The 11,324-nt window shown below is 63.4% G+C and carries 7 protein-coding genes; all 7 read right to left on the reverse strand.

Going from position 1 to position 11,324, the window contains the following annotated elements; genetic code table 11:
- Positions 1 to 277 precede the first annotated feature (277 nt).
- Entirely contained in the window at positions 278 to 1,702 is a 1,425-nt protein-coding gene (locus tag GC162_19455; protein MBI1370816.1) for a sulfatase-like hydrolase/transferase, read from the reverse strand.
- Positions 1,703 to 1,705: 3 nt separating this feature from the next.
- Entirely contained in the window at positions 1,706 to 3,199 is a 1,494-nt protein-coding gene (locus GC162_19460) for a sulfatase-like hydrolase/transferase (GenBank protein ID MBI1370817.1), read from the reverse strand.
- Positions 3,180 to 4,637: a sulfatase-like hydrolase/transferase gene (locus GC162_19465; GenBank protein MBI1370818.1), complete on the reverse strand. Its 1,458-nt coding sequence runs from the start codon at positions 4,635 to 4,637 to the stop codon at positions 3,180 to 3,182. The genes GC162_19460 and GC162_19465 overlap by 20 nt, the downstream gene beginning before the upstream one ends.
- Before the next feature lie 270 nt (positions 4,638 to 4,907).
- Positions 4,908 to 6,392: a DUF1501 domain-containing protein gene (locus GC162_19470; protein ID MBI1370819.1), complete on the reverse strand. Its 1,485-nt coding sequence runs from the start codon at positions 6,390 to 6,392 to the stop codon at positions 4,908 to 4,910.
- Positions 6,393 to 6,407: 15 nt separating this feature from the next.
- Positions 6,408 to 9,152 carry a DUF1553 domain-containing protein gene (locus GC162_19475; protein MBI1370820.1) on the reverse strand — a complete coding sequence of 915 codons (2,745 nt, stop codon included), beginning with the start codon at positions 9,150 to 9,152 and terminating at the stop codon, positions 6,408 to 6,410.
- A gap of 24 nt (positions 9,153 to 9,176) precedes the next feature.
- Positions 9,177 to 9,956 carry a prepilin-type N-terminal cleavage/methylation domain-containing protein gene (locus GC162_19480; GenBank protein MBI1370821.1) on the reverse strand — a complete coding sequence of 260 codons (780 nt, stop codon included), beginning with the start codon at positions 9,954 to 9,956 and terminating at the stop codon, positions 9,177 to 9,179.
- Between the two features lie 13 nt (positions 9,957 to 9,969).
- Complete coding sequence (locus GC162_19485) at positions 9,970 to 11,313, reverse strand: hypothetical protein (protein ID MBI1370822.1); 1,344 nt, start codon at positions 11,311 to 11,313, stop codon at positions 9,970 to 9,972.
- Between the last annotated feature and the right edge of the window lie 11 nt (positions 11,314 to 11,324).

The following is an 11,324-nucleotide window of genomic DNA, read 5'->3' on the forward strand; positions in this document are numbered from 1 at the left end:
AGTCCACGACCGCACTCGCATTGATAAGAGGCGCCGAATCGGAACACACCTTAACTGATGCGCCTCACCCTCCCCCAGCCCCGCCCTCAAGGGCGGGGTGTCAGAAGCCCTCCCCCTCCGAGGGGGAGGGTTGGGTGGGGGTGAATCTTGTCAGTCCACGACCGCACTCGCATTGATAAGAGGCGCCGAATCGGAACACACCTTAACTGATGCGCCTCACCCTCCCCCAGCCCCGCCCTCAAGGGCGGGGAGTCAGAGTCCACACGCCTTGTGAACATCACTTTGACTTCATCGTCGCGAACTGCGCGCCGACGGACTTCTGCCAGCGGTGGAGCATGTCCGTCAACTCCTTCGCCTTCTCAGGCATTTTGGCGGCCAGATCGTGCTTTTCGCCGATGTCGTCGGCGAGATTGTAAAGCTCGACGTGCGGCTCCTCGTAGAACTCGACCAGCTTCCAGTCACGGGCCCGGACCGCGGCGTAAGGGCTCGCGCCGCCGGGATGATAATGCGGATAGTGCCAGTAGATCGCATCACGATCGAGTTTGCTATTCGGGTTTTTGAGAATGGGCAGCAAACTGACGCCATCGACGGGAACGTGTGATTTGGCGCCGATCATGTCCAGCACGGTCGGGTAGTAGTCCATCGTGATGACCGGTTCGTCGCAGACGGAGCCGGGCCTGGTGACGCCGGGCCAGTAGATGATGGTGGGGACGCGGACACCGCCTTCGTAGGCGCTGCCCTTGCCGGCACGGAGCGGGCTGTTGTCGGTCGGGCCGTCGCGCTGGATGGTCAGTCCGCCGTTGTCGCCGGTGAGGATGATGATGGTGCGGTCTTCGAGACCGTTGCGTTTGAGGGCGGCGCGCACCTTGGCGAGCGCCTGATCGACGCCGGTCACGAGCGCGGCGTACTGGGCGTTGTGATGCTGCATGCCGGGTTTGATGAGCGGCTTGTAATGCTCGACGAGATCGGGCCGGCCCTGCACGGGGGCATGCACGGCGTAGGTCGCGTAGTACAGGAAGAACGGCTCGTCCTTCCAGCGGTCGATGAGCCCCGCGACGTGATCGCAAAGCATGTCGGTCAGGTACTGCCCATTGGGAATGTCCTCGGGGAAGTTCGCTGTGCGGCCGATGACGGGCGGATCGGTCTTGCCCTTGAAATAAGGGAAATAATACGTCGCCGGCGAGCCCCACTGATTGCCTGCGATGTTGATGTCGAAGCCCTGATGCTGCGGGAAGTAGGGCTCGATGACCTTCGGATCGTCGGAGCGCGGCGTCAGGTGCCACTTGCCGATGTGCGCGGTGTGATAGCCCCTGGCACGCATGGCTTCGGCGATGGTCGTGTACTTGAGGTCGAGATACTGCGTCCAATCGGGGACGGCCATCTTGTCCTTGGGATGCATGTGTCCGGGGATCCAGTCGGTGACGTGCGTCCGGGCCGGGTAAAGCCCCGTCATCATCGCCGCGCGCGTCGGCGAGCAGACGGTGCAGGCGGCGTAACCGGACGTGAACTTCTCGCCCTCGGCCGCCAACTTGTCCATATTCGGCGTCTCGTACAGGTCCGACCCGAAGCAATGCGCATCACGCCAGCCCCAGTCGTCGACGAGCATGATGATCACATTCCACGGCCGCGCATCCGCCGCCCGCACCGACGCCGGCATCATCATGATGCACATGCACGCAATACTCAGAATCGTCTTTCGCATGTTTCAATCTTCCGGTACGAAATAAGCGCGTTGTTCGAATTTCTCGAGCGCCTGTTCGTTATAGTTGGGGTTAGGGGTCGTGTGTTTGGCGTTGACGGATATGAGCCACGCGTCGAGCTTCGCGGACAGCTCCGCCGCGATCTTGGGCTGCTGATTGGCCAGATCGTGATGCTCGCCGATGTCGTCGGCGATGTTGTAAAGCTCAACGTGCCCGTCCTCCTCGGCGCGGATCAGTTTCCAGTCCCCCTTGCGGATCGCCGAGCCGGGGAACCCGCCCTGATTACCGTAGTGCGGGTAGTGCCAGTAGAGTGCCTCGCGGTGGAGGGACGCATGCGGGTCTCGCAGGACGGGTGTGAGGATGAGGCCGTCCTTGGTCTGCTCAGGATGAGCGGGCAGACCGGCGAGACTGACGAAGGTGGGATAGAAGTCGGTGCTGATGATGGGCGTGTCGCTGGTCTGGCCGGCGGGCGTGAGGCCGGGGGCGCGGATGATGCACGGCTCGCGCACGCCGCCTTCGTAGAGCCAGCCCTTGCCCCCGCGCAGCGGGAGGTTCGAGGTGGGATGTCCCTCGCTGGAACTGACGCCGCCGTTGTCGGAGAAGAACACGACGACCGTGTTGTCCGCGATGTTCAGATCGTCCAGCGCCTTGAGCACCTTGCCGACCGCCTGGTCCATCGCATCGACCATCGCCGCGTACACCACATGGTCCTGCACCTGCCGGATGCTGCGGGCGTGGTCGGCCATGAACTGCGGGCTGACCGGCGGCAAATCCTTCTTCTTTTCCTTGTATTTGGCGACAAGGTCCTCGCGCCCCATCAGCGGAATATGCACCGAGTAAAACGCCAGGTATGCGAGGAACGGCCCGTCCTTGTGCTCGGTCATGAACTTGACCGTCTCGGTCGCCAGACGATCGGGCAGATGCTCGCCCGGCGGGCCGTCGGGCAGACGCGGATTGCCATAAGGCGAAAAATACTTGCCGCCGCCATACGGTCCGCCGCGGTCGATCCCGCCCATGTTGATGTCGAAGCCCTGATCTTCGGGCCAGTGACCTTTGGGTCCGAGGTGCCACTTGCCGGCGAAGAACGTCGCGTATCCCCCCGCCTTCAGCGCCTCCGCCATCGTCACCTGATCCAGCGCGAGTTCCTCCGCATAAGGCGCCGGCAACATCTTCGTCGGCCGCTTCCATTTATCCGGCTGGGCCGCGCCGATGTAGTCCGTGATCCCTGTGCGCACGGGGTATTGTCCGGTCATCAGACTCGCCCGCGTCGGACTGCACACGGGGCACGCCGCATACGCCTGCGTGAAGCGCAGCCCGGTCGTGGCGAACCTGGCGATGTTCGGCGTGTCGTAGAACGTCTTGGGATTGTTCGGGCTGATATCCGCCCACCCCAGATCGTCCACGAGGATGAAAAGGAAGTTCGGCTTCGACGCGCCGGCGGCGAGCGAAGCGATGCAAACCAACGCCAGTGCGACAAGACTACTCTTCTTTATTGCCATGTTTCTTGGTTTCTTTCGTTTTGCGAGGACCGCCATAATATAGATATTCGTCGAATTTATCAGCACCGCCGACGACGCGCGGATCGGCGGTCTCACGCAGTTCTTCCGTCAATTGTTTGCTTAACCGCTCGCGGACTTCCTTGTACTCCGGGTCGGTCGCGACGTTGTGAAGCTGATCCGGGTCCTTGCTCAGATCATAAAGCTCCTCCGCCGGCCGCTTGGCGAAGTTCCACTCGAAGTATTTAGCGTACTGCGGATCGTCGCGATGTTCGATGATGAACGCCTTGGTCGGTCCGTCATCGGTGTCGCTGAACGCCCAGCCCATCGCCGCCTGCGTCGCGTCGGCGATGCCGTCGGGCCAGAGTCCCGGCTTGAAGTTACGGATATAGACGTACCGATCCGTCCGCATCGCCCGGCTCGGATAACCTTCCATGCTCGGCCTGGCCTGGCTGGGCACGTGGCGCTCCTTGCCGAAGATCGCATGATCCCGCGCGGGATCGATGCGGCCGGACTTACCCGATTCGAGCATCGGCAGGAGCGATCTGCCCGTCATCTCGTCGGGGATCGGCACGCCCGCCGCATCGAGAAACGTCGGCGCCAGATCGACAAAGCTCACAAAGTCCGTCACGCGCCGCCCTCCCGGCACTTTCGCCCCCCAGCGGATCGCCAGCGGCACGTGCACGCTCATGTCGTACAGATTGCTCTTGCAACGCGGGAACGGCAGGCCGTGATCGCCGGTGACGACGATGATCGTGTTCTCCAGTTCGCCCATCTTTTCGACCAAGTCAATCACATGCGCCACATCCGAATCGAACCGCTGCACGGCGAAGTAATAGTCCGCGATGTCGCTGCGCACTTGCGGCACATTGGGCCAGAAGCCGGGCACGGGGATCTTGTCGACGTCGATGCCGCCCTTCTTGCCTTGTCCGTCGACATACGGCCGATGCGGATCGTGCGCGCCGAGCCAGAAGCAGAACGGCGCGCCCTTGGGGCGATGCGTGATGAAGTCCTCGAAGTTCTTGAAATTCGGCCCGGCGGGATCGGTGTTCGTGTATCCCCCGGGTTCGAGTCGGCCGGGGCCCCATGCCTTGCGCCAGTGACCGACGAAATACCCCGCTTTTTCCAAAAGCAGCGGATACGTCGGAAACTTCGTCTGGAGGGTTGACCAGAGATTCGCGCCTTCTTCGAGCCGCCAATGGTACTGCCCGGTGAGGACCGCGCCGCGGCTGGGCGTGCACGAGGGGGCGGACACGTAGGCGAAATCGAACAGCACGCCTTCCTTGGCGATGCGGTCGAACGCCGGCGTCTTGACCACCGGGTCGCCGTACATCGGCGAGTGCGGCCAGCCCCAGTCGTCGGCGATGGCGAAGATGATGTTCGGCCGCTCGGGCGATGCAGCGAGCACGCGGCCGACGATGACAAGCATCAGCACGCCCATCACGGCTGCGCGCACGCCTGTTCGGGTCCAATCGATCATTTGCACAATGCCTCCGAGCGGGATACAGGAGCCGGCATGCGTTCGCATACGCATGCCAACGCATATCCCAACGGATTTCTTGCATCCGTGCAACCCATCAAAGGACGCAGATGTTTGGGTGCCACGGCTTGGCTCGGCAAGCCGTGCGTTCGGTCGAACCATTCTTCGTATCACGCTGCGGCACGGCTTGGGCGAAGACGCCCAAACCGTGGCACCCCGCCGGGGAAGGGGTTAAGCGAGCACTTCCTCGATCACGCGGCCGTGGACGTCGGTGAGTTTGCGTTCAAAGCCATCGTGGTAGTAGCTGAGGCGGTTGAAGTCGAGGCCGAGGATGCGGAGGATCGTGGCGTGGAATTCCCAGACGGTGGCGACATGTTCGACGGCTTTCTGTCCGAACTCGTCGGTGGCGCCGAAGGTGAACGGAGCGCGGACGCCGGCGCCGGCGAGCATGCAGGTGAATCCATCGGGGTTGTGGTCCCGTCCGGAGGCGCCCTTCTGAAACGTGGGCATGCGACCGAATTCGGAGCAGAGGACGACGAGGGTATCGTTGAGCATGCCGCGCTGTTTGAGATCGCGGATGAGCGCGGCGGCGGGCTGATCGAGGATGGGGCCATGAATGTCGTACTGCTTCTTGAGCGTCTTGTGCCCGTCCCAGTTGCCGACGCCTTCCCCCATGGCGTACGCGCCGTTGAAAAGCTGCACGAAGCGCACGCCGCGCTCGAGCAGCCGGCGGGCGAGGATGCAGTTGCGGGCGAAGCCGGACTTGAGTTTGTTCTCCGTATCGTCGGCACCGTACATGCTCAGGATGTGCGCCGGTTCGCTGGACAGGTCGGTGACTTCGGGCACGGAAAGCTGCATATTGGCGGCAAGCTCGTAGCTTGCGATGCGAGCGGCCAGATCGGAGTCGCCGGGGTGCTGTTGCATGTGCGTCGCGTTGAGCGCGGCCAGCGCCCGCCGCGCCGCCAGATCGGCCGCCGGACTCACGCCGCTGGGCAGCGCCAGATTGCGGATCGGTCGCGCGGCGTTGAAGGGCGTGCCCTGAAAGACGGCGGGCAGGAATCCGGCGCCCCAGTTGTTGCCCGAACTCTGCGGGACGCCGCGCGGATCGGGGATCGCCACGAAGGCCGGCAGGTCGTCGGCTTCGGAACCCAGCGCGTAATTGACCCATGCACCCATGGACGGGAAGCCGTCGAGGATGTTGCCGGTGGACATGAAATTCTCGCCGGGGCCGTGCGTGTTGGTCTTGCTGGTCATCGAGTGAATGAAGCAGAAATCGTCGGCCAGCTCGCCGAGGTGCGACACCAGATCGCTCATCATCTTTCCGCTTTTGCCGCGCGGGCGGAAGGGATAGAGCGGCGCGGTGAGATTGCCCTGCGCGCCTTGGAATGTGACAAGCTTTTCGCCGCCGGGCAGCGGTTTGCCGTCATACTTGACGAGGTCGGGCTTGTAGTCCCATGTGTCCAGATGACTGATCGCGCCGGAGCAGAAGATGACGACGACGCGCGTCGCTTTGGGAGCGAAGTGGGCGAGGCGCGGGGCCTGCGGTCGGGACGGATCGATGACGGGGCGAATGGGACCGTCGTCGGCGAGCAGGCGGTCGGTGTGAAGCAACTGCGCGAGGGCGATGCCGCCGAGGCCGGTGCCGGTATGCCGCAGAAACTGTCGGCGATCCAAAAGCGACCGACCCGCGGCGGACAGATGCTCAATGTTCGACATGGTCACAACCTTCCATCAGGGGATGAACAAAAATTCGTTCGTGTTGAACAGCACGCGGGCCAGTTCCGTCAGTCCGTGCTCGCTAACGAGGGGATCGACGGCGGCGCGCTCCGCATCGGTCGGCTTGCGCTCAAGGACGAGCATGAAAGCGCGATCGATCTGCCGCTGCGTATCCGGTCCGGCTTCCTTCTCGACACGCTGGGCGAGGTCGGCCGCGACGGTCATCGTGAACGAGGAGTTGAAAAGATTGAGCGACTGGATCGCGGTCGTGGAGCGCGGGCGTTTGGGCTGGGACTGCCCGGCGTCGGGGCAATCGAAGGCGCCGAACACAGGCGCGCCTTCCATGCGGACCTTTTCCGCGTAGATCATCCGCCGAAATTCCGCCGGGCCCCATTCGGTTTTCGGTTCGTAGTTCCGCACATAGTTGGCATTGGGCTCGAAGAGTCCGAAGCCGGGGCCGCCCATGGACAGATCGAGCACGCCCGCCGCCGCCAGCATGCTGTCGCGCATCGGCTCGGCTTGAAGGCGTCGTGTCGGATAGCGCCAAAGGAGCCGCGCCCCGCGGTCGATCGCCATCGCCTTGTCGTTCGCATCCGTCGATTGGCGGAAGGTGCGGCTGGTGAGGATGAGGCGGTGCATGTGCTTGATGGACCATCCGCCGCGGATGAATTCTCTGGCGAGCCAGTCCAGGAGCTTGGGATGCGAGGGCGCGGTGCCGTTGCCGCCGAAGTCGCTGGGCGTGTCGACGATGCCGGTGCCGAAGTGTTCCTGCCAGAGTCGATTGACGAGCACGCGCGCCGTGAGCGGGTTGGACGGATCGACGACCCACTTGGCGAATGCGACGCGACGATTCGCTTCCGGTTCGTTCATGGCCATCGGCACCGAACCGAGAATCGAGATCACATCCGGCGCGACTTCTTCGCGCGGACTGAACGGGTCGCCGCGGAAGAGTCGATGGGTCGGCGCCGGCTGAACGAAGCGGCCCGCGTAGACGGTGTCACGCTGATCGAGCTTCTTGCGTTCGGCTTCGAGTTCGGCCTTCTCCTTCTTGAGCTGCGCGATCTGCGCCCGATCCGCCTGCGAGCGGTCGGGCTTGTAGATGCCCGGGGCGCGGTCGGGCGAACTGGCGACGGCGACCCACGGGCCCCCGCCGTTGGCGATTTCGATCACGTAACTCGTCGGAATGCGATCGACATACTTGCCATCACGGTCGCGGCCCCAGACGAGCCGATCGATGCGCGAGGCGGCGGGCAGTTCAATCATGGCCCAACCGGAGCCCGACTCGTTGGAGATCCAACTGTGCGCATTGCCGTACTGCCCGTCGTTGAGATGCGGAATCTGGTGAATGTCGTAGCCGGGCAGCAGACTCGACGCCGACGCCTTCGCGCCGGCGGTCGCCAGCGCGACGTTGGTCGGCTTGGAGCCGTCGAGCGGGGCGGAGATCAGCTCGATTTCGTCGATGCACGGCTGCGAGCCGTTGTTGGTGGCGAAGATGGAAAATCGGACGCGGGTGGCGACCACCGGTTCAAACCGCTCGATGTTGCGCTGAGCATCGGGCGCGTCGCCGCGCACGTCACCCAGATCGCTGAGCCGGCTATCGATTTCGCCCAGCCGCCCGTCGATGACGGCGACCTGCTTCGCGCGCTCCTGCGCCAGTTCAAGCGGCAGACGCATCGGGCGCGAGCCGTGCTGCACGCCGGCGAACACGGCCGTCAGGGCGTAGTAGTCCTTCTGAAGCACGGGGTCGAACTTGTGGTCGTGACAGCGGGCGCAGCCGACGGTCAGACCCAACAGCGACTGGCTCACGACGGAGACGATGTCGTGAAGTTCGTTGGCGCGCTGCTGGACGCCGAGCTGCGGGTCCTGGCCTTTGACCTGATCCCACGCGCCGGCGACGAGGAAGCCGGTCGCCTCGTCGATATTCACCGTGTCGCCGGCCAGTTGATCGAAGACGAACTGGTCATAGGGCAGATCGCTGTTGAGGGCGGAGATGACCCAGTCGCGGAAGTGATACGCATCCTTGCGCGGCTGATTCATCTCAAACCCGTGCGTGTCGGCGTAACGGATCACGTCCAACCAGTGCTGCGCCCACCGCTCGCCGTAGCGCGGGCTCGCCAGCACACGCTCGACAAGCTGGGCATAGGCATCGGGGGATGGGTCTTGGATGAACGCCTGCACTTCGTCTTCCGTCGGCGGCAAGCCGAGCATGACGAGGTAGACGCGGCGAATGAGCGTGCGGCGATCTGCTTCGGGGGACAGCGTCAGGCCGTCCTTGGCGAGGCGGTCGAGGATGAACGCATCGATCGGATTGTTCGTCGGCGCATCGACGTTCGGCGGGGTCGGGTCGGTGATGGGTTGAAACGACCAGTGACTGGTCATGCGTTTGTAGGCCATCGTGTCGTCGCCGGGCATCGGAGCGCCGGCGGCGATCCATGCACGGAGCTTGTCGATCTGATCGGCGGAGAGCGGATCGGACTTGCGGGGCATGCGTTCGTCGGGATCGGACTTGGTGATGAGCTGAATGAGATGGCTTTCATCGGGTTTGCCCGGTTCGAGGGCGGGCTTGCCCGAGGCCCCGCCGTGCAGCGCGAAGGCGCGCTGATCGAGGCGGAGTTCATGCGTCTGCTTGTCGGGGCCGTGACACTTGTAGCAATGCTCCGCAAGAATCGGCTTGATGTCGCGGGCGTAGTCGATCTCCGCGGCGCGAACCGCCGGTAGCACGAAGCTGGTTAGAGCAATCGCAAAAACCGCCTGTTTCACAAGAGAACCTCCATGAGTTGGAGTCTAGGGCGTGTCGCCGAGCTGATCGAAAATCTGCTCGTCCTGATAGGGTTGGGCGATGCCGTCGGTATTGGGTGTGCCGTCGGCGACGATGATGGTTTCCATGGCGAGCAGCGCATCACCGATGAATCGGCCGGACCCGTCTGAGAAGATGGCGTTATAGCCGATCTGATGCGCGTATCGGATGCCGAAGCGTGGATCGAGTTCGTCGATGAGCAGGATGACGCGGCGTCGGAGGGCGCCGAGGTTCATCTGCTCTTTCTTGTGTGTGCGGAACCATGAGGGTGCGCGATAGTTGTAGCTCATGATGATGCGCGAAGTCGTCAGGGCGGGGTCATCGAACGAGCCGGCCCCGTAGCCCCAGTTGCTCTTGTGATCCATGCAGTGATAGGCGTAGGCGATCGCGCCGAAGCTGGCGGCATGGGTATCGGTCGAGGGGCAATGAAAGATGGGTGACGCCTGCGTGGAGGCGATCACTTTGGAGGAGACGAGCAGGCCGAGGCCCATCGGGACTTTCGTCGCCGGCGACGCCGTCGAGGACTTGAGATCGAAGGAGTAGGCCCAGACGGCTCCTGCATTGTCCTGCGCCGGAGGGAGGTAGTTGTGCCACTCGGCGGAGTAGGTCGCGGCGGCTTGAATGACGGAGCGCTGATTGGCCATGCACACGGTGCGTTTGCTCACCTCGCGCGCCTGAGAAAGCGAGGGCAGGAGAATCGCGATGAGCAGCGCGATGATGCTCACCACGACGAGCAATTCGATCAGCGTGAATGCGGTCTTTCGCATGGGCGACAGTTCTTCAGGCACGAGGACGTCGGCGCAGGACCAAGGGGCATATTGCGATCAACATCGCTCCGCTCGTCGGTTCGGGGACGGCGAAGCCGTAGACCTCAAGTTCGTCGATGGCGAGGGTATTCGTGCTGAGCTGCACGCGCACGCCGCGGACGTTGGTGAGGGTGGCAAAGTCGTAGAGATGGCGCAGCCAGGGCGTGACGGTGGTGCCGTCGTAGGTGATGGTCAGGAAGCTGACCCATGTGGCGGCGTTGATCGACGCGGTGCTGGCGGTGCTGAAATTGTCGAGCGTGTACTGGAACGTGTAGGTGCCGATCGAGCGGTCGGTGTTGCTGCCGGTGGCGGCTCGTCCGAACGCCAGCGAGTTGATGTCGCAGGGTCCGTCGAATTTGACGCCGGCAAAGGCGGTGGCGGATCCGGTGTTGTTGCCGATCCAACTGAAGGCGTTGCCGTACTTGGCGTCGTTGAGGTGGTCGATATGATGATTGGGGTTGGTGCCGCCGCTGATCAGTTCGTTGGCGAAGGCGACGCCGCCCTGCGTCTGGCTGGCGACATTGAGCGGGGCGTTCCATTTGTTCGCCAGGTAGCGTTCCACCTCCCGCCGCTCGGTGCTGGACAGGGCGCGGTTGTAGATGAGCACTTCGCCCATCTGGCCCACGAAGCTCAGCGAGCCGTTGCCACGCACGCCCAGCGTCAGCAGGTTCGTGTACGAACTGCGGGCATTGAGCACGGTGTCGCCGTTCTCCATGCCCGACACGCGGAGATATCCGACGTTGGCGTCCACACGCGCGTTAAAGACATGCGCCCGGCCGTCGGTGAACTGGTTGGCGACGCCCAGGTCGGCGAACGTATCGAGGTGCGTTCCGTCGGTGGTCGCGGTAGTGGAGGGAAGGAATCTTGCGCCCAGGCCGCCGTTAAGCTGCATTTCATAGCTGCCGACGCCGCTGCTGAATCCCCCGCCGGTCATGAACTGCGTCGCGGTGCTCGATGATCGGCTGACGACGAATATTTCGTAGTCGCTGTTGACGATGTTGAGCGCCGACGCGCCGGTGGTGGGCAGGTTCAGATGATCCACCGGATCCGTGTACGCCACGGCGGTAAGCCCGTTGATCGCGTTGGTGACTTTGCTGGGGAACTGGGACACCGCGGTGGCGTTGTTGGCGTTGCCGGAGTTGTCGTTCCATTGGGTGACGTCGGTGCCGCTGGTGACGATCGTTGCGTCGCCCTTGAGCCACGCTTTGAGCCCGGAGGTCGTGATGGTGTCCGCCGAGGCGATCGACGTCGCGCTCAACAGAGCGATCGTCGTCCACGTCGCCCGATGAACTTTTCTGCGCACACGATGAAGATTCATGACCATGCTCC

Source organism: Planctomycetota bacterium, assembly GCA_016125255.1.
Lineage (GTDB): Bacteria > Planctomycetota > Phycisphaerae > Phycisphaerales > Zrk34 > RI-421.

What these genes read in the sequence shown, in the direction of transcription:
- GC162_19455 (MBI1370816.1), bottom strand. Translation starts at nt 1,702, where the DNA reads ATGCGAAAGACGATTCTGAGTATTGCGTGCATGTGCATCATGATGATG.
- GC162_19460 (MBI1370817.1), bottom strand. Translation starts at nt 3,199, where the DNA reads ATGGCAATAAAGAAGAGTAGTCTTGTCGCACTGGCGTTGGTTTGCATC.
- GC162_19465 (MBI1370818.1), bottom strand. Translation starts at nt 4,637, where the DNA reads ATGGGCGTGCTGATGCTTGTCATCGTCGGCCGCGTGCTCGCTGCATCG.
- GC162_19470 (MBI1370819.1), bottom strand. Translation starts at nt 6,392, where the DNA reads ATGTCGAACATTGAGCATCTGTCCGCCGCGGGTCGGTCGCTTTTGGAT.
- GC162_19480 (MBI1370821.1), bottom strand. Translation starts at nt 9,956, where the DNA reads ATGCGAAAGACCGCATTCACGCTGATCGAATTGCTCGTCGTGGTGAGC.
- GC162_19485 (MBI1370822.1), bottom strand. Translation starts at nt 11,313, where the DNA reads ATGAATCTTCATCGTGTGCGCAGAAAAGTTCATCGGGCGACGTGGACG.